Raw genomic sequence first — 18,390 nt, 5'->3', positions numbered from 1 at the left:
GCAGGGGGCGTGTCACTCGGCGGCCGTCAGCAGCGGCATGGGCGACTGAAGCCCGGCAAGCCGCTTGTTCTGGGCGGCGCATAGCCGGTCCATCTTCCGCAGATCGGCCTCGGTCAGGTTGAGGGCCGCCTCGGCCCAGATGTCGACCACGTCGATCAGCTCCGCCAACGTCACCGGGTTCACCCGGCGGCGCGCCCGGTAGACGGCGAGATGCGCGTTATGCTTGCGGCTGTGGCGCGCAATGTAGTCCATCGCCGCCTGCTGGCCTTGCCCGTCCTCGGCCAGCACGTCGACCACGCCCATGGCATGCAGCTCCTCGGCGGTGTGGACCCGGCCGGAGAGAATGAGGGCTTCCGCCTTGGCCCGGTCCATCCGCCGTGACAGGAAGCTGTAGGCGCCCATGCCGGGGAACATGTTGAACAGGATTTCCGGCAGGCCCATCTTGGCGCTGCGTTCGGCCACGATGAGGTCGAAGGACAGCGCATGCTCGAAGCCGCCGCCCAGCGCGTCGCCCTGCACCAGCGCCATGGTGACGACCGGGCTGTCGAAGGCCACCGCATTGCGGTGAATGGCGGTGACGGCGACATGCCCGTAATGGCGCATCGCCGCGAGATCGCGCGTGCGGATGCGGGCGGCGAAATGCCCGAGATCGCCGCCGAGATTGTAGATGCCGGGCACGTCCGAGGCCATGACGAACCAGGAGAAGGGGGCCGCCGCCGGGTCCGGGAGTTCGGCGAAGCTGCGGGTAATGGCCCCCTGCAGGCAACTGATGTCGTGCATCAGTTCATGCGTATAGGACGGCTTTCCAACCGGTCGCATGAACGTCCAGCAAATCGAGTTCACCGTATCGATACTGAGGCGAAGGTTAGCATAGCCGTTGCCATATATGGCTTGAACGGCCTCTTCCTGGGCGTGGGTGGCGGGGAGGGCGGTGACGTCAACCGCGCCGGCGACATGATTCAGGGCAATCAGGGACACGATCTCGCTCCATGGTGGGTGAGGTGAGGAAGCCCTACCCGGCGCGTGGCGGCGCCCGGGCAGTTCACCTTCCATTAGGCGTGGCGCGGCGCCCGAGAGCCAGAATTTATTCAGAGATTGGTCGCAAAAACCCGTCAAAGATACTCATTACAACTTAGGCGTTGGAAAAATCGTCGATAACAACTTCACTACATAGCCAGAGGCGAATACCTCTTCTGAAGGCACGCCCCTTTCTTTTCCGGTGCCGGCTATGAAAAGTCGTTCGGGCGATCGGGGCGCGCCGTGAGTTCTCTTCCCGCCCGCGACGCGCATGGACCGCGGGGCGGCAAGACCGGTTCGGCCATGCACCTCGGCTCATCGCCAGATTGCGTGATCTATGGAAACTCCGCAGCAGTAACTTGTAACACCACATCAAGTCACTCCGCGCTAGAACAGTGTCACCTGATGTTAGCGCAACTTCATCAGGCCCGGCTGGGGCGCTGACCCATGACTTCACCCGTCGAACAGCGCCCCAGTCACCTTTTCGCGTAAAATTAAAACTAAACGTCGTGGCGCCTATGCGTCGCCGGCGCACGCTGCGTCATGTGTTGTCGTAAAATAATACATAAGCGAAATGCTCGGACACGCATGCGCGGCAAAATAGCCTGAAATCGGCCGATTATCGTGCGACGGACGAATATCCCGGTGATTTTGCCGCTCTCGGCGGTTTGGTCGTGCGGGATGATGGAATGATCCGGCGCTGAGTGGTGTAATATGACGTATAACGAACGTGGTCTTGGCGCAAGTTTCATTCACCATCTGCTGGTAATACTGATCGCCGTTGCGTTCTATACGATGGGTGATGCCGCTCAGGCCCACCTCTACGCGGCGTCTGCCGCGGCGCAGGAAGCCTCCTCCATTGTCGTTGAGGGTAATCAGCGTGTGGATGCGGAGACGATCCGGTCCTATTTCGCGTCGAAGCCGGGCGAGGCGTTGACGCCGGCCAAGATCGACGAGGGGCTGAAGGCGCTCTACGCGACCGGTCTGTTCTCGGACGTCAATGTCAGCCGCAGCGGCAATCGCCTCGTGGTGCGCGTGACCGAGAACGAAGTCATCAACCGCGTGGCGTTTGAGGGCAATCGCAAGATCAAGGATGAGCAGCTCGCCAGCGAGGTTCAGTCCAAGGCCCGCGCGCCGTTCTCCAAGACCACGGTGCAGGCCGACACCCAGCGCATCATCGAACTCTACCGCCGCTCGGGCCGCTACGATGTGAAGGTCGTGCCGAAGACCATCGAGCGCGGGCAGGGCCGTGTCGACCTCGTCTTCGAGATCACCGAGGGCGAGAAGCTCGGCGTCGCCGGCATCGTCTTCGTCGGCAACAAGGCCTTCTCCGAGTACAAGCTCAAGGAAGAGCTGACGACGACCGAGACCAACTGGTTGTCCTGGATCAAGAACACCGACGTCTATGACGTCGACCGCATCAATTCCGACCAGGAACTGCTGCGCCGGTTCTATCTGCGGCACGGCTATGCCGATTTCCGCATCGTCTCGGTGACGGCGGATCTCGACCGCGGCAAGAACGGCTTCATCCTGACCTATGTCATCGACGAGGGTCCGCAGTACCGCGTCGGCACGGTGGACGTCGTCTCCAACATCAAGGACGTCGATCCGGCCCGCATCCGCGCGGCGCTGCGCGTGCAGAAGGACCAGGTCTACAACGCCGAGCTGGTCGAGAAGTCGGTCGAGAACGCCACGATCGAGGTGTCGAAGAGCGGCTATGCCTTCGCCCAGGTGCGCCCGCGCGGCGACCGCGACGTGCAGACCCGCACCATCTCGCTTGTCTTCGCCGTCGAGGAAGGCCCGCGCGTCTATATCGAGCGCATCGAAATCCGCGGCAACACCCGCACCCGCGACTGGGTCATCCGTCGCGAGTTCGATCTGGCGGAAGGCGATGCCTATAACCGCGTGCTGATCGACCGCGCCGAGCGCCGCCTGCGCAACCTCGGCTACTTCAAGGACGTGAAGATCACGAATGAACCCGGCACCGCCCCGGATCGGGTTGTTCTCGTCGTGCAGGTCGAGGATCAGCCCACGGGCGAGTTCTCCATCTCCGGCGGCTATTCGACCTCCGACGGCTTCATCGGCGAGGTCGCGGTGTCCGAGAAGAATTTCCTCGGGCGCGGCCAGTATGTGCGCATAGCGGGCTCGCTGGGCGAGGACACGCAGGGGCTCGATCTCAATTTCACCGAGCCGTATTTTCTCGACTCCCGCATTGCCGCCGGCTTCGACCTCTACTGGAAAGAGACGACCGCAACCTCGACCAGCCCCTATGACACGAGCACGGTTGGCGGCACGCTGCGCGCGGCCCTGCCGCTCACGGACGAATTCACCCTCGGCCTGCGCTACAGCCTGTACCAGAAGGAAATCACGATCGACGAGGACACGATCGAGGATTACGGCACGCCGTCCTGGGCGCTGCTTGAGGTGAACGGCGATCCGGCCATCACCTCGGCCATCGGCTACACGCTCACCTACAACATGCTGGACAACAATAACGGCCCCTCGAACGGCTATCTGCTCGAGTTCAAGCAGGATCTGGCGGGTCTCGGCGGCGATGTGAATTATATCCGCTCGACCTTCGACTCGCGCTTTTATTTCCCGGTCTATGGCGACGTCACCTTCATGGTGCGCGGCCAGGGCGGCAACATCGCCTCGTGGGGCGGGGAGGATCTGCGCATCCTCGACAATTTCTTCAAGGGCCCGGATCTGGTGCGCGGCTTCAAGTCGAACGGCATCGGTCCGCGCGATCTGGCCTCGGGCTGCAGCGACGGCGTCTGCGACAGCTCCGACGCCGATGCGCTGGGCGGCACGGTCTATTGGGGCGCCTCGGCCGAGATGCAGTTTCCTCTCACCTTCATGCCGAAGGAAATGGGCCTGACAGCCGCCGTGTTCGCCGACGCCGGCTCGATGTGGGACTATCAGGGTGGGACGACGTTCGAGAATGTCTCCGGCTGGCAGGACAGCCTGACGGACTGCTCGGCCATCGCCGGCTCCAAGACCAAGGGCTATAATAATGTCTGCGTGGCGGACAGCGACTCGATCCGCTCCTCGGTCGGCGTCAGCCTGATCTGGAAGTCGCCCTTCGGTCCGCTGCGCTTCGATTATGCGTGGGTGCTGACCAAGGAAGACTACGACCAGACCCAGGCTTTCCGCTTCAGCGGTGGCACCAAGTTCTAGGCGGGGTGCCGCGCCGTTGCGCCGTTGCGCCGTCATCCGCGACGGCCCCTCTAGCGCGTCATCCCGGACGGCCGAAGGCCGAGCCGGGATCGCGTGCCGCCTTGTTCAGGCGGTCCCCGCCCCAGAACACCGTCATCCCCGGGCTTGACCCGGGGATCCACGACTTGGACCGGGCGCGGCGGGAAGACGTGGATGGCCGGGTCAAGCCCGGTCCTGACGATGTGCGGGGGATGAGCGCGGCCTGCGATCCCGGCTCTCCGGCTTCGCCTGCAGCCGGGATGACGAATGGACGACCCCGCACCAAAACCCCCGCGCCGCTGTCGCGGCCGGGGCTCTGCGCCGTTCCCATCCGCCCAAATAAGGGCGCGCGGGGCACCGGGGCGGACGCCAACGGCGGCCGCCTGCACCTTTGTTTTAAAAGGTGGTGCAAGCCTTCACTCAGCCAACCGACACGCCGTCCCCGGCGCCCCGCACGCGGTGTTTTTTGGCTTGCTTCGGGAGGCCCCTGGAGGAGTCAGACTTGTTATCCTCCACTGAAGGCGGCGCCCACGCGCTTGAAGGCGCGTAGCATCCCGCCCGTGAACGGCGCTACGCCGCACGGGAACACCCGACTTGGGCCGCGTATTGCCCGGGTGCGTTACTCCCGCGCAATAAGCCACCGCCCCCATCCCCCACGCCGGCCGCTCCGGACGCACCCCTCGGTGAGGACAGGTGCGGGCAGGATGACGGAGAATGGGGCGTGTGTCTAGGTTTTTTTTCCTATATGACTCTGTCGCCGCGCTTGTTCATCGGCACCTCTGTCCATCGCCGCACCTATAGCCGTCATCCCGGACGGCCAAAGGCCGAGCCGGGATCGCGCTCCGGTTTGATCACGCGCCTGCCTCAGGCTCCCCAATGGCTGACGATCCCGGCTCTGCGGCTTCGCCTCCGGCCGGGATGACGATAGGATGGGGGGATGACGGCAGGGTGGCGACGCGTGACGCCGGCCGCATCATGCAACGTCATCCCGGACGGCCAAAGGCCGATCCGGGATCGCGTGCAGGCTCGTTGACGCGGTTCCCGCCCAAGTTCTCCACCGGATGACGATCCCAGCTCTGCGCTGCGCTTCGGCCGGGATGACGATGGGGGGGATTGTCGCCAACCTATCGGCGTCATCGCGGACGGCCGCAGGCCGAGCCGGGATCGGGGACCGTTCATTCCGCTTCAACCAGATGGAACAGGTCATCCCATCCCGGATTTCCTGCCTCTATCAGCGCCACCTTCCATTCCCGGCGCCAACGCTTGATGCGCTTCTCGCGCAGGATCGCCCCTTCGGCGTCGTCGTGCGGCTCGAACCAGACGAGCCGGTCGATGTTGTAACGAGCCGTGAAGCCGGGACCGGCATGGCTGCGATGCTCGGCGACGCGCTTCGGGAGGTTGCTGGTGACGCCGACATAGAGCGGGCCATCAATCCGGGTGGCCAACATGTAGACGAAGAAGCGCTTCATGGACGGCCCTCCGCGTCGGCTCGCAATCCCGGCTCTGCACTCCGCGGAGCCTGCGCTTGGGCTTGCCGAAGGCAAGACCCGAGGGGCCGGGATGACACTTCTATGGTGCCACGTCATCCCGGACGGCCAAAGGCCGATCCGGGATCGCGCTCCGGCTTGATCAGGCGCCGCCCCCAGGCTCCCCAACGGGTGACGATCCCGGCTCTGCGCTCCGCTTCGGCCGGGATGACGACGGGATGGGGATCGGGGTGACGGCCCCATTATTGTGCCGCCTCCGCCCACCCTGCTTACTCCGCCGCGTCGATGCCCTCGGTGGGCGCGGCGCGGCCGCCCATGCCGAAGCGGCGTTCGACATAGTCCTCGACGATCTTCTTGAAGTCCTCGCGCAGGGTGGGGCCGCGCAGGGTCATCGCCTTCTTGCCGTCGAGATAGACCGGGGCGGTGGGGAATTCGCCGGTGCCGGGCAGCGAGATGCCGATATCGGCGTGCTTGCTCTCGCCCGGCCCGTTGACGATGCAGCCCATCACCGCGACGTTGAGCGTCTCGACGCCGGGGTAGCGCGTCTTCCAGCCGGGCATGGAGGTGCGGATGAAGTCCTGCACCTCGAAGGCGAGCTCCTGGAAGGTTGTGGAGGTGGTGCGCCCGCAGCCCGGACAGGCGGCGACCAGCGGCACGAAGGTGCGCAGGCCCATGGTCTGGAGCATTTCCTGCGCCACCGTCACCTCGCGGGTGCGGTCGCCGCCGGGCTCGGGGGTGAGCGAGACGCGGATCGTGTCGCCAATGCCCTGTTGCAGCAGCACGCCCATCGAGGCGGCGGAGGCGACGATGCCCTTCGAGCCCATGCCGGCCTCGGTGAGCCCGAGATGCAGCGCATAGTCCGAGCGGCGGGCAAGCTCGGCATAGACGGTGATGAGATCCTGCACCGCCGAGACCTTGGCGGAGAGGATGATCCGGTTCTTCGGCAGGCCGATCTCCTCGGCGAGCGCGGCCGAGAGCAGGGCCGAGCGCACCAGTGCTTCGCGGGTGACGGCGCGGGCCTGCGCCGGGCGGGGTAGCCGGGCGTTCTGGTCCATCAGTTCGGTCAGCAGATCCTCGTCCAGCGAGCCCCAATTCGCGCCGATGCGCACGGGCTTGTCGTGCTTGATCGCCTGCTCGACGATGGTGGTGAAGTGGCGGTCGCGTTTCTGCCCGAAGCCGACATTGCCGGGATTGATGCGGTACTTGTCGAGCGCGGCCGCGCAGTCCGGGTACTTGGTCAGCAGGAGGTGGCCATTATAGTGGAAGTCGCCGACGAGGGGGGTGTCGAGCCCCATCTTCAGGAGGCGCTCCTTGATGGCCGGCACGGCAACCGCGGATTCCTCACGATCCACCGTGATGCGCACCACTTCCGAGCCGGCGCGGGCGAGCGCGGCGACCTGACGGGCGGTGCCTTCCGCATCGGCCGTGTCGGTATTGGTCATGGACTGGACGACGACCGGGGCGCCGCCGCCCACCGTGATCGACCCGACCTTCACCGCCACGGTCTGGCGGCGCGGCGCGGGGCCGGCGGCTTCGAGTTCCGGCGCGACGATGGTGGCCAGCGTTTCGGCCATCGGGTCGGTCATCACTTCGCTCTCGCTTCGACAGGGGCAGGCCGGGCCAGGCGCCGGCGCCTCACGGGGCGCGCCTCATGGAAGATCGGGTTAAGCCGGCCCGCGCGGGCCGTCAACAGGCCGCGCCATCAAGGTGTGGCGAGCGACGCATCGCTCGTCGCCGGCGTGCCCGCTCCCGCGTCGCGGCAGCGCGCGCAGGTGCCGGCGATCTCCAGAACCGGGGTGCGCGGGGTGAAGCCGGCGGCGCGCGTCGCCCAGGCGAGGTCGCGGCCAATGGCGTGCGAGGCGACCTCGGAGGTGAGCCCGCAGCTCTCGCAGATCAGGAAGACGATGACATCGTCCGCGCCATGCGCGCGGGCGCAGGCGAGATAGGCGTTGCGGCTCTCGATGCGGTGGGCGAGGCCCTGCACGACAAGGAAATCCAGCGCCCGATAGACCGACATGGGCGGGGGCTTGTCGCCGGCGGCGCCGAGCCGCTCCACCAGCTCATAGGCGCCCAGCGGGACATGGCTGTCGGCGAGCTGTTCCAGCACGCGCCGGCGCAGCGGGGTCAGCCGCGCGCCGCTCTGGGCGCAGGCCTCCTCGAACCGCGCCATCGCCCCGGCGACGCAGGCGGCGTGGTCATGGTCATGGTCACGGTCATGGCCCGCCTCGGGCGCGGCAGCGTGATCCTGGTGATGATCATGCCCGTGGTCATCGCCATGCGGATCGGTGGGGCGCGGCGCATGGTCGTGCGGGGCGTGGTCGTGCGGAGGGTGAACCGTCATGGCCCCAATATAGACGCTCGCGCCGCTGCTCGCCATGAGGGGACCATGAGAGGCCATGAGGGGACCACGTGTGGATCACGTCGCGCATCTGTCATCGGGACGCGGCAGGTGGGGGCTGGCGCGCCCTGCCATCGGCTCACCAAAGCGGAAGGGCGGGCGCCACACCGAACTACCGGCTTGAGCGGCCTGCGGCGCCGTCGCAGGATGGGCCGCTGGGCTTAACCATTGGGGGTTTCATGCGCTCGTTCAAACTTCTTCTTGTCGTTGCTCTCGCGCTGCCGCTGGCGGCCTGTTTCGAAGGCCCCGCGGGCCCGCCCGGCCCGGCCGGGGCCAAGGGCGATGCCGGTGCGCCGGGTGTGGCGGGCCCCGCCGGTCCCGCTGGTCCTGCGGGTGCGCCGGGTCCGGCCGGTCCCGCCGGTGCGGCGGGCGTGGCCGGCCCTGCCGGTCCGGCCGGTCCCGCGGGCGCTCCGGGTGCGCCCGGCTCGGCGCAGATCGCGGTGCGGGCGACCGATTGCCCGGCGGCGGGCTGCGTCGCCAGCTGCGACACGGGCGAGAGCGTCATTGGCGGCTACTGTCTCAACCCGCAGCGCGGCTTCCAGCACATCGCCTCCTTCGCCGAGGATGGCGGCAAGACCGTCGTCGAATGCGAGCATCAGGTGAAGCAGGTGGTCGCGGTCTGCCTCAAGCCGTGATGGCTTCCGGCAAACAGGCGGTTGCGCCGACGGTTTTCGCGGCGCACCATCGTCCGGGAAAGGCCTGACGAAACGTCATGCCGAATGCGTAGAGTGCGACGGGCGGCCCGTGCCGCCCGTCCGGTCACAAAATGGGGAACGCGCCTATGTCCTTGAAGGGTAAGAACGCCGTCATCACCGGCTCCACCAGCGGCATCGGCCTCGCCATTGCCCGTGGCCTCGCCGCCGAGGGCGTCAATGTCACGCTGAACGGCTTTGGCGATGCGGCGGCGATCGAGACGGAGCGCGCGGGTATTGAGAGCGAGTTCGGGGTCAAGGCGATCTATTCCGGCGCCGATCTCACCAAGGGTTCCGAATGCGCGGCGCTGGTGGCGTTCGCCGAGAAGGAGCTCGGCTCGGTCGATATCCTCGTGAACAATGCCGGCGTGCAGCATGTCGCGCCGATCGAGGAATTCCCGGACGACAAGTGGGATCTCATCATCGCGCTGAACCTCTCGGCCGCCTTCCACGCCATCAAGGCCGCCGTGCCGGGCATGAAGGCGCGCAAATGGGGCCGCATCATCAACACCGCCTCCGCCCATGCGCTGGTCGCCTCGCCCTATAAGGCGGCCTATGTCTCGGCCAAGCACGGCATCGCCGGCCTGACCAAGACGGTGGCGCTGGAGACGGCGACCTTCGGCATCACCGCCAACGCCATCTGCCCGGGCTATGTGTGGACGCCGCTTGTCGAGAAGCAGATTCCCGACACCGCCAAGGCGCGTGGCCTCACCGAGGAGCAGGTGAAGAAGGACGTGCTGCTCGCCGCGCAGCCGACCAAGGAATTCGTCACGGTGGAGGAAGTGGCGGCGCTCGCCGTGTTCCTCGCCTCCGACGCCGCGCGCTCCATCACCGGCTCGCTGCAGCAGATCGACGGCGGCTGGGTCGCCGAGTAGGCGGGAGGATCGCGGCGTGGCCGAAACCAACAAGCCCGCGCGGGCTCGCCGCGCCACCTCCACCCGCCGCGCCCGCACGACGGCGTCCACCCCTGAGACCGCGCCTGCGCCGGCGGCGGTGACAGCCGCGCCCGCCGACCCCGCGAGCAAGCCCGCGACGCCGCCCAAGGCCGCTGCCAAGGCGGCTCCCAAGACGCGCGCCACGCCGGTCGCCAAACCTGCGGCCAAGGCACCGGCGGCGGCGCCCGCCGCTACCACGCCGGACGCCAAGCCCGCTCCCGCCCGACGGGCGGCGGCAAAGGCCGCGCCGGCGGAGACGGTCGCCACGCCCGCCAAGACGCCCCCCAAGCCCTCCGCCAAAACGCGGGCCAAACCCGCGCCCAAGACGGCGGCGGGCGGTTCCGACACCAGGAGCGACACCAAACCCGCGCCCAAAACCGCGACCGCCGAGGCGGCGGCGGGGGCGCTGTCGACGCCCGCCGGTCCCACCGTGGTGAAGGGGGCCGGCGATGCCCCCGAGCCTCATCCTCACAAGCCCGGCGCGGCGGCGCTGAAGCCCTTGAACCTCGCGCTGCAGGGTGGCGGCGCGCATGGCGCCTTCACGTGGGGCGTGCTCGACCGGCTGCTGGAAGATGGGCGCATCGCCATCGAGGGCATTTCCGGCACCAGCGCCGGGGCGATGAACGCCGCCGTGCTGGCGACGGGCCTCGCCAAGGACGGCAATGAGGGCGGGCGCCGGGCGCTCGAGGCCTATTGGCGCGACGTCTCGAAGGACGGGCGCACCAGCCCGCTCCAGCGCACGCTGCTCGACCGGCTGATGGGCAACTGGTCGCTTAACAGCAACCCGAGCTATATCGCCTTCGACATGATGAGCCGGTTCCTGTCGCCCTATGACTTCAACCCGCTCAACATCAACCCGCTGATGGAACTGATCGAGCGGCATGTGGATTTTCCGGCGCTGCAATCCTGCCGGCATGTGCATGTCTTCGTCAGCGCCACCAATGTCCACACCGGCAAGGCCCGCATCTTCGCCCGCCACGAACTGACGCCCGACGCCATCATGGCCTCGGCCTGCCTGCCCTTCATGTTCCAGGCGGTGGAGATTGACGGCGTTCCCTATTGGGACGGCGGCTATATGGGCAACCCGGCGCTCTACCCGTTCTACAATGCGGTGAAGACCGACGACATTCTGCTCGTCCAGATCAACCCGATCATCCGCCGCGAGACGCCGAAGACGGCGCGCGACATCAGCAACCGGATGAACGAGATCACCTTCAACGCCTCGCTGCTGGCGCAGCTGCGCGCCGCCGAATTCGTCACCCGTCTGCTCAAGCATGGCAGCCTGAAGAAGAGGGGCGACGGCATTGACGGCTATCGCGACCTGCGGCTCCACCGCATTGATGGCGCGGAGAAGCTGGTGGCGCTCGATGCCTCCACCAAGATGAACGCGGAATGGGAGTTCCTCGTCTATCTCAAGGAGATCGGCCGCGAGGCGGCGGATGCCTTCCTCGCCCGCCATTTCGACGATATCGGCGTGCGCTCGACGCTTGATGTGAGCGACGAGCTGCGGCGCAGCTGACGACCGTGAGCGTGCCGGCTCTCGACGGGCCGGCCGCTTTGTGGTGTTGAGGGGGCATGAGCGCACGCGCCCCCCTTTTCTCCGCCCCCAATCAGTCGGCATCGGCCGCCCCGTCGGCGTTCGACATCACCGCCCGTGTGCTGCACCGGGACGGCATGATGCTCATCATCGACAAGCCGGCGGGGCTCGCCGTGCATAAGGGGCCGAAAGGCGGGGAGACGCTGGCCGATTACCTCGGCGCGCTCAGCTTCGGCCTGCCGAACGCGCCCGAACTCGCCCACCGGCTCGACAAGGACACCTCGGGTTGCCTCGTGCTCGGGCGCCATCGCAAGGCGCTGGCCGATCTCGGCAAGGCCTTCGCCGATGGCTCGGTGCGCAAGACCTATATGGCGGTGGTGCGCGGCGTGCCGGCTGAGCCGGGCGGGCGGATCGAACTCAAGCTCGCCAAGCGTTCGCCGACGCGCGGCTGGTGGATGGCGGTCGATCCGAAGGGGCAGGACGCCATCAGTGAATGGCAGATGCTGGCGGCGGGCGAGGGCTTCGCCGTGCTGGCGCTCTCCCCGCTCACCGGGCGCACGCACCAGCTGCGCGTGCATCTCGACGCCATCGGCCACCCGATCCTCGGTGATCCCATCTATGGCGGTGGCTCGCGCCTGCCGGGCGGGCCGATCCTGCATCTTCATGCCCGCCGCGTGGTGGTGCCGCAGAACAAGGGCCGTGATCCCGTCGAGGCCCGCGCCCCGCTGCCCGCCCATATGCGCGCGACGCTGGAGCGGGCGGGCATGGACCCCGCCGCGCTGGAAGCGGCGGCGGACGGGATCACCTTCTCGCCGCGCTGAACCTCGTCACACGAGATGCAGGCCGGGCTTCAGGCTACGCGCCATGCGGGCGCCGAGCTGTCCGCAGCCGATGAGGCCGGGGGTGGGGTGAGTGATGATGTTCACCGCCATGCCGGCGAGCCGCGCCTCATGCGGGGGGTGCTCCTCGAACGCTTCGCGGAAGGGCGAGGCGGCGAAGAACGGCGCGAGCCCGGCCGAGACGCCGCCGGCAAGGAACACGCCGCCGCGCGCGTTGAAGGTGAGGGCGAGGTCGCCGGCGATGCGGCCGAAAATGCGCAGGAACAGGTTGCAGGTGGCGAGCGCGCCATCATCGCCCCGCCCGGCGGCGGTGATGACCGCCTCGGGCGAGATCGCCTCGCCGGTGGAGATGCGGTGGATGCGGGCAAGACCCGAGCCCGACAGCGCGTGCTCGACCACGACCGGGCCGAGCTCGCCGACCATATGAGCGAGCAGGCGCGCTTCCTCGGCGTCCGTCGCGCCGAGCCGGGAACGTCCGCCCTCGCCGGTGATGACCGCCGGTAGGCGGCCGGACTGGATGAGACCGGCGACGCCGAAGCCGGTGCCCGGACCGCAGATCAGCACCGGGCCGCGCGGCTCGGACAGGCCCTCGCCGACCGGGATGAGATCGCCCGTGCCGAGCGCGGTGACACCATGCGCCAGCGCCTCGAAATCATTCACCGCGGCGAATTTCTGCCAGCCGAAATAGCGGCGGATGGCGCGCTTGGAGAAGGACCAGTCGCGGTTGGTGAGCTTGACGAACTCCGCATCCGCCGGGCCCGCCACCGCCAGCACCGCCCCGCCAATGGCGGCGACCACCGCCGGGTCGCGCGTGGCAAGGTCCGCCTCGATCATCGCCTCGAAGCCCTTGAAGCTGTCGTTGCGGTGGATCTGGATGTCGGTCGGGACGCCATCGACGCCCACCAGGGCCAGCCGGGACGAGGTGCCGCCAATGTCGGCAATGAGTATCAGGTGGGCCATAAATCCGATGCCAATCCACGCTTGTCCGACACGAGCCGATGAGCCGGCCGGCGGGGCCGGTCCGACTCGCCGGGCCGGCCGCTCCGAGGTGGCCCGATAGGAACCAATCTCGGGCCCTTCGACAAGGCCCGCAAGGGGGAGACGAAGGGCGAGGGCCGGCCGGCCCGCCTTCCCACAAGTCGCAGGGCCGGCGTCCGGTTCACGCTGGCTGGTGCGGCACGATGCACCCGTACGGGCCGGCGAGGCGGCGCGACGGTTGCGTTCGCGCGCGTGCCGGCCTAGTGGCTTGGCGATGAACGATACACCCCGCGCCCCGCGCCGCCCCGCCCGCTCCGGTCCCGCCCGTTCCACCTCCGGCGGTTCGCCCGGCGGCGCTTCCCCCGGTCTTGCCGTGCGCCGCGCGGCGGCGGATGCGGTCGATTCCGTGCTGGAGAAGGGGCGCCCGCTCGAAGAGGCGCTGGAGCGGCTGACGCGCGACCTCGACGACCGCGACCGGTCACTCGCCCGCATGATCGCCGCGACCACGCTGCGTCGGCTCGGCAGCCTCGGCGCGCTGGTGCGTTCCACGCTGGAGCGCGGCCTGCCGGAGAAGGCGGGGCGGGTCGAGACCATCCTGCTGATCAGCGCGGCGCAGATCCTGTTCATGGATGTGCCGGACCATGCGGCGGTTTCCACCGGCGTCGATCTCGCCGGCGAGAGCGCGGCGACCGCCGGCTTCAAGGGGCTGGTCAACGCCGTGCTCCGGCGGATCGCCCGCGAGGGCCGCGCCGCGCTGCCCGATGTCGCCGACCAGCCGCTCTGGATGATCGAGGGCTGGACGAGCGCCTATGGCGCGCCCGCCGCGCAGGCGATCTCCCGCGCGCTGGCGCAGGAGGCGGGTCTTGATCTCACGGCGCGCGGCGATGCCGCGGAATGGGCGGAAAAGCTCGGCGGCACGCTGCTGCCGACCGGCACCATCCGCCTCATCGAGGCCGGCAATGTCACCGCCTTGCCGGGCTTCGCGGAAGGCGCCTGGTGGGTGCAGGACGCCGCCGCCGCTTTGCCCGCGCGGTTGCTGAATGCCGGGCCGGGCCAGCGCGTGGCGGATCTCTGCGCCGCACCGGGCGGCAAGACCGCCCAGCTCGCCGCCACCGGCGCGCAGGTGGTGGCGGTCGACCGCGCCGCCCCGCGGCTGAAGCGGCTCACGGAGAATCTCGACCGGCTGGGCCTCACGGCGGAGGTCGTCGAGGCCGATGCGGCGAGGTGGAAGGGTGGGGAATTCGACGGCGTGCTGATCGACGCGCCCTGCTCGGCGACCGGCACGATCCGCCGCCATCCCGATGTCGCCTGGTCGAAGGCGCCGGGCGACATTGCCAGCCTCAGTGCGCTGCAGGCCCGTATCCTCGCCAACGCCGCCGGGCTGGTGAAGCCGGGCGGGCTGCTGGTCTATTCCACCTGCTCGCTGGAGCCGGAGGAGGGCGAGCGCCAGATCGAGGCGCTGCTCGCCGCCCGCGCCGATTTCGAGCGCGCGCCGGTGACGCCCGGCGAGGCCGGCATCGCGGCCGAGTGGATCAACGCGGTGGGCGAGGTGCGCACGCTTCCCACCCATCTGCCGGACGAGGATCCGCGCCGCGCCGGGCTCGACGGCTTCTTCGCCGCCCGCCTGCGCCGCAGGGCGTGACGCAACGGAAGAGGGCGCGGCTGGACCTTCCCGTTCGCTCGGGTAATGTCGCGCCCCGGCGGGGGCGCCGGCCGGCGCGGGAATCATCCGCGATTCGCTGCCCCTGATCCGCATCAACCGGCTAGATTGAGGAGACAGACGGCTCTTGAGGCACAGTAGGGGGACGAGGCGCTGATGGCCCGCGAGGTCTATGCGGACCGCGCGCGTCTGGCGGGGTTCATCGCCGAATCCGGCTGGCGGCGCCTGCGGGCCTGGGCGCTCACCCAGCGCTGGTACCCGTGGCGCTCGCGTTCCGTGCCGGTGCCGTCGCGGCTTCTGCTCGCCCCGCATGATCTGCGCACCGGCGATCCGACCCGCGCCGCCGAGTTCTATTCCGGCCGCTTCGCCTTCGCCGGCAAGGCGGTGCTGACCGACGGCCTCTCGCCCTTTGAAATCGAGCCGCCCTCGCGCGAATGGGCGGAGGAGCTGATGGGGTTCGGCTGGCTGCGCCACATGCAGGCCGCGGGCACGCCGATCGCCCGCGCCAATGCCCGCGCGCTGGTCGGCGACTGGATTTCGCTGAGCTGCCACCGCCTGCCGGCGGCCACCCTGCCGGAGGTCGCCGCGCGGCGGGTCATCAGCTGGCTGACCCAGGCGCCACTGATCCTGCAGGATGCCGACGCCGCCTTTCACCGCCGCTTCATCCGCAGTCTCACCGCGCAGGTCCGCTATGTGAAGGGCGCCGGGGCGCAGGCCCGCGACGGGCGCCCGCGTCTGGCCTGCGCCATCGCGCTCGCCTTCGCCAGCCTGTGCATGGCTGACCAGCCCAAGCTGATGCGCAGCGCGCAAAAGCGGCTGGTGGAGGAGCTGGACCGTCTCGTGCTCGCCGATGGCGGGCCGGCGACGCGCAATCCAGGCCTGCTGATCGACCTGCTGCTCGACCTGCTGCCGCTGCGCCAGTGCTACGGCGCGCGCCATCTGCCGCCGCCGCCCGCGCTGCTCAACGCCATCGACCGGATGATGCCGATGCTGCGCTTCTTCCGCCATGGCGACGGTGCCTTCGCCCATTTCAACGGCATGGGCCCGACCCCGGCGGACTGGCTCGCCACCGTGCTTGCCTATGACGATGCGCGCGGGCGCCCGCTCTCCAACGCACCTTATTCCGGCTATCAGCGCATGGAGGCGGCAGGCACCATCCTCATCGCCGACACCGGCGCGCCGCCGCCGCCGCCGCTGAGCCACGAGGCCCATGCCGGGTGCCTCGCCTTCGAGATGTCGGCGGGGCGTAACCGCCTCATCATCAATTGCGGCATGCCGGCCATCGGCCGCGACGAATGGCGCCCGATCGCCCGGCAGACGGCGGCGCATTCCACTGCCGTGATCGAGGAGACCTCTTCCTGCCGCTTCGTGTCCAGCGGGCTGCTGCGCCGCATCTGCGGCACGCCGGTGCTGGATGGGCCGGCGCAGCTTCACGTCGACCGGATGGAGCGCGGCGGGGCGGAGGTGCTGCGGGCGAGCCATGACGGCTATGCGCGCCGCTTCGGCATTATTCACCAGCGCTCCTGGCGTCTGTCGCCGGATGGCGCGCGGCTCGATGGCGAGGATCTGTTCCGCCCGGTCGAAGGTGAAAGCCTGCCGGGCGGCGGGCGCGACCATTACGCGCTGCGCTTCCACCTGCACCCGCTCGTGCAGCCCTCGCGCGCGGCGGACGGGCATACGGTGATCCTCAAACTGCCCGATGGCGACGACTGGGCGTTCACCGCGCCGGACTGCACGGTGGCGATCGAGGAAAGCATCGTCTTCGCCGCCAGCGGCGGCCCACGCCGCACCGAGCAACTCGTCATTGCCGGGCGCGCCGGTGAGGCGCCGCGGGTCGAATGGACCTTCGTGCGGGTGAAGGCGCTGCGCGGCTAGGCGGCCTTACGGCGCACGCAGGGCTGCTCTACGCCCCTCCCGGTTCACGCGCGGGCGCAGACGTGATAGGGCGGCGCCCTGTTTTCTCCCGTTGCGAAATGGCCAGCCATGACCACCGATGTCCGCCCCATCAGCCGCGCGCTGCTCTCCGTCTCCGACAAGACCGGCCTCGTGGCCTTCGCGCAGGCGCTCGCCGGCCATGGCGTCGAGCTGGTCTCGACCGGCGGCACGCGCAAGGCGCTGGCGGAAGCGGGGCTGAAGGTGCTCGACGTCGCCGACCTCACCGGCTTTCCCGAGATGATGGACGGGCGGGTGAAGACGCTGCATCCAACCGTGCATGGCGGCATCCTCGCCATTCGCGACAATGCCGAGCATCAGGCCTCGATGAAGGAGCACGGCATCGGGCCGATCGACCTCGTCGTGGTCAATCTCTACCCGTTCGAGGCGACCGTCGCGCGCGGCGGCGACTATGACGACTGCGTCGAGAATATCGACATTGGCGGCCCGGCAATGATCCGCGCCGCCGCCAAGAACCACGCCGATGTCGCCGTCGTCGTCGATCCCACTGACTACCAGACCGTGCTGGACGATCTCGCCGCCCATGGCGGCACGCGCTTCCTCACCCGCCGGGGCCTTGCCCAGCGCGCCTATGCCCGCACCGCCAGCTATGACGCTGCGATCACCACCTGGTTCGCCAAGGTGGCCGAGGAGGAGGCGCCGCAGACCCGGCTGTTCTCCGGCACGCTCGCCGAGGCGCTGCGCTATGGCGAGAACCCGCACCAGAGCGCGGCCTTCTATGTCGGCGGCGCGGCCCGTCCCGGCGTCGCCACCGCGCGTCAGATCCAGGGCAAGGCGCTCTCCTACAACAACCTCAACGACACCGACGCGGCCTTCGAGGCGGTGGCCGAGTTCGACCCCGCCCGCGCGGCGGCGGTGGTGATCGTCAAGCACGCCAATCCCTGCGGCGTGGCGGAAAGCGCCACTCTTGAGGAAGCCTATCGCAAGGCGCTGGCCTGCGACCCGACCTCGGCCTTTGGCGGCATCGTCGCGATGAACCGCACGCTCGACGCCGCGGCGGCGCGCGCCATGGTCGACATCTTCACCGAGGTGATCGTCGCCCCCGACGCGACTGAGGAAGCCATCGCCATTGTCGGCGCCAAGAAGAATCTGCGCCTGCTGGTCACCGGCGCGCTGCCCGATCCGCGCGCCGGTGGTGTTGCCGTGAAGTCGCTGGCCGGCGGGCTGCTCGTGCAGTCGCGCGACAATGCGGTGGTCGACGACATGGAGCTGAAGGTCGTCACCAAGCGCGCGCCGACGAATGCGGAGCTCGCCGATCTCGCCTTCGCCTTCCGCGTCGCCAAGCATGTGAAGTCGAATGCCATCGTCTACGCGAAGGATCTCGCCACGGTCGGCATCGGCGCCGGGCAGATGAGCCGGGTGGATTCGGCCCGCATTGCCGCGCGCAAGGCCATCGACGCGGCGGAGGCGGCGGGTCTCGCGGAGCCGCTGACCAAGGGCTGCGTGGTCGCCTCCGACGCCTTCTTCCCCTTCGCCGACGGCCTCATCACCGCCATCGAGGCGGGGGCGACGGCGGTGATCCAGCCGGGCGGCTCGATCCGCGACGCCGATGTGATCGCCGCGGCCGATGCGGCGGGCATCGCCATGGTGTTCACCGGCGTGCGCCACTTCCGGCACTGAGTGAAGTGTATCGTTCGTCTTTAGCGAACGTTACGACCAAAACTATGCGTTGGATCGAACGATAACGGGCGTGTCATGG

13 protein-coding genes are annotated in these 18,390 nt (G+C 68.7%); 8 read left to right on the top strand and 5 right to left on the bottom strand.

Annotated features, from left to right (window positions below; genetic code table 11):
* Positions 1-12: 12 nt before the first annotated feature.
* Positions 13-888 carry a crotonase/enoyl-CoA hydratase family protein gene (locus tag AncyloWKF20_RS11990; protein WP_279317954.1) on the bottom strand — a complete coding sequence of 292 codons (876 nt, stop codon included), beginning with the start codon at positions 886-888 and terminating at the stop codon, positions 13-15.
* An 843-nt stretch (positions 889-1,731) separates the two neighbouring features.
* On the opposite strand from AncyloWKF20_RS11990, the gene bamA reads away from it, so the two are divergent.
* Positions 1,732-4,194, top strand: a complete 2,463-nt coding sequence (gene bamA, locus AncyloWKF20_RS11985; protein ID WP_279314288.1) for an outer membrane protein assembly factor BamA — start codon at positions 1,732-1,734, stop codon at positions 4,192-4,194.
* A 1,193-nt stretch (positions 4,195-5,387) separates the two neighbouring features.
* Here the strand turns inward: bamA and AncyloWKF20_RS11980 are convergent.
* The 3 genes from AncyloWKF20_RS11980 to AncyloWKF20_RS11970 all read right to left on the bottom strand — a co-directional run bounded on the left by AncyloWKF20_RS11980 (position 5,388) and on the right by AncyloWKF20_RS11970 (position 7,869).
* Positions 5,388-5,681, bottom strand: a complete 294-nt coding sequence (locus AncyloWKF20_RS11980) for a GIY-YIG nuclease family protein (protein ID WP_279314287.1) — start codon at positions 5,679-5,681, stop codon at positions 5,388-5,390.
* Positions 5,682-5,968: 287 nt separating this feature from the next.
* Entirely contained in the window at positions 5,969-7,285 is a 1,317-nt protein-coding gene (ispG, locus tag AncyloWKF20_RS11975; protein ID WP_279314286.1) for a flavodoxin-dependent (E)-4-hydroxy-3-methylbut-2-enyl-diphosphate synthase, read from the bottom strand.
* Between the two features lie 116 nt (positions 7,286-7,401).
* A complete protein-coding gene (locus AncyloWKF20_RS11970) occupies positions 7,402-7,869 on the bottom strand; it encodes a Fur family transcriptional regulator (protein WP_279317953.1) in 468 nt (155 codons plus the stop codon).
* A gap of 407 nt (positions 7,870-8,276) precedes the next feature.
* On the opposite strand from AncyloWKF20_RS11970, the gene AncyloWKF20_RS11965 reads away from it, so the two are divergent.
* From AncyloWKF20_RS11965 to AncyloWKF20_RS11950, 4 genes are all read left to right on the top strand, one after another.
* Positions 8,277-8,732, top strand: a complete 456-nt coding sequence (locus tag AncyloWKF20_RS11965) for a hypothetical protein (protein ID WP_279314285.1) — start codon at positions 8,277-8,279, stop codon at positions 8,730-8,732.
* A gap of 146 nt (positions 8,733-8,878) precedes the next feature.
* Positions 8,879-9,664, top strand: a complete 786-nt coding sequence (locus AncyloWKF20_RS11960; protein ID WP_279314284.1) for a 3-hydroxybutyrate dehydrogenase — start codon at positions 8,879-8,881, stop codon at positions 9,662-9,664.
* A gap of 16 nt (positions 9,665-9,680) precedes the next feature.
* Positions 9,681-11,243, top strand: a complete 1,563-nt coding sequence (locus AncyloWKF20_RS11955; protein ID WP_347710375.1) for a patatin-like phospholipase family protein — start codon at positions 9,681-9,683, stop codon at positions 11,241-11,243.
* A 155-nt stretch (positions 11,244-11,398) separates the two neighbouring features.
* A complete protein-coding gene (locus AncyloWKF20_RS11950) occupies positions 11,399-12,082 on the top strand; it encodes an RNA pseudouridine synthase (protein WP_279317951.1) in 684 nt (227 codons plus the stop codon).
* Between the two features lie 6 nt (positions 12,083-12,088).
* Here the strand turns inward: AncyloWKF20_RS11950 and AncyloWKF20_RS11945 are convergent, their stop codons facing one another.
* Positions 12,089-13,060, bottom strand: coding sequence for a glucokinase (locus tag AncyloWKF20_RS11945; protein ID WP_279314283.1), 972 nt, complete (start codon positions 13,058-13,060; stop codon positions 12,089-12,091).
* Positions 13,061-13,352: 292 nt separating this feature from the next.
* Here AncyloWKF20_RS11945 and rsmB point away from each other — a divergent pair, with 292 nt between their 5' ends.
* The 3 genes from rsmB (at position 13,353) to purH (ending at position 18,311) form a co-directional block, all read left to right on the top strand.
* On the top strand, positions 13,353-14,720 hold the full coding sequence (gene rsmB, locus AncyloWKF20_RS11940; RefSeq protein ID WP_279314282.1) for a 16S rRNA (cytosine(967)-C(5))-methyltransferase RsmB: 1,368 nt from the start codon (positions 13,353-13,355) through the stop codon (positions 14,718-14,720).
* A gap of 174 nt (positions 14,721-14,894) precedes the next feature.
* Positions 14,895-16,613 carry a heparinase II/III family protein gene (locus AncyloWKF20_RS11935; RefSeq protein ID WP_279314281.1) on the top strand — a complete coding sequence of 573 codons (1,719 nt, stop codon included), beginning with the start codon at positions 14,895-14,897 and terminating at the stop codon, positions 16,611-16,613.
* Between the two features lie 108 nt (positions 16,614-16,721).
* Positions 16,722-18,311, top strand: a complete 1,590-nt coding sequence (gene purH, locus AncyloWKF20_RS11930; RefSeq protein WP_279314280.1) for a bifunctional phosphoribosylaminoimidazolecarboxamide formyltransferase/IMP cyclohydrolase — start codon at positions 16,722-16,724, stop codon at positions 18,309-18,311.
* Positions 18,312-18,390 lie beyond the last annotated feature (79 nt).

Source organism: Ancylobacter sp. WKF20 (genome assembly GCF_029760895.1).
Classification (GTDB): Bacteria; Pseudomonadota; Alphaproteobacteria; order Rhizobiales; family Xanthobacteraceae; genus Ancylobacter.
Note: the sequence above shows the minus strand (reverse complement) of the source record. Positions and strands in the feature narration are given on the sequence as shown.

Bases quoted from the DNA above. Each gene is read 5' to 3' on its own strand.
- bamA (WP_279314288.1), top strand. From the start codon at position 1,732: ATGACGTATAACGAACGTGGTCTTGGCGCAAGTTTCATTCACCATCTG.
- AncyloWKF20_RS11980 (WP_279314287.1), bottom strand. From the start codon at position 5,681: ATGAAGCGCTTCTTCGTCTACATGTTGGCCACCCGGATTGATGGCCCG.
- ispG (WP_279314286.1), bottom strand. From the start codon at position 7,285: ATGACCGACCCGATGGCCGAAACGCTGGCCACCATCGTCGCGCCGGAA.
- AncyloWKF20_RS11970 (WP_279317953.1), bottom strand. From the start codon at position 7,869: ATGGCGCGGTTCGAGGAGGCCTGCGCCCAGAGCGGCGCGCGGCTGACC.
- AncyloWKF20_RS11965 (WP_279314285.1), top strand. From the start codon at position 8,277: ATGCGCTCGTTCAAACTTCTTCTTGTCGTTGCTCTCGCGCTGCCGCTG.
- AncyloWKF20_RS11960 (WP_279314284.1), top strand. From the start codon at position 8,879: ATGTCCTTGAAGGGTAAGAACGCCGTCATCACCGGCTCCACCAGCGGC.
- AncyloWKF20_RS11950 (WP_279317951.1), top strand. From the start codon at position 11,399: ATGATGCTCATCATCGACAAGCCGGCGGGGCTCGCCGTGCATAAGGGG.
- AncyloWKF20_RS11945 (WP_279314283.1), bottom strand. From the start codon at position 13,060: ATGGCCCACCTGATACTCATTGCCGACATTGGCGGCACCTCGTCCCGG.
- rsmB (WP_279314282.1), top strand. From the start codon at position 13,353: ATGAACGATACACCCCGCGCCCCGCGCCGCCCCGCCCGCTCCGGTCCC.
- AncyloWKF20_RS11935 (WP_279314281.1), top strand. From the start codon at position 14,895: ATGGCCCGCGAGGTCTATGCGGACCGCGCGCGTCTGGCGGGGTTCATC.
- purH (WP_279314280.1), top strand. From the start codon at position 16,722: ATGACCACCGATGTCCGCCCCATCAGCCGCGCGCTGCTCTCCGTCTCC.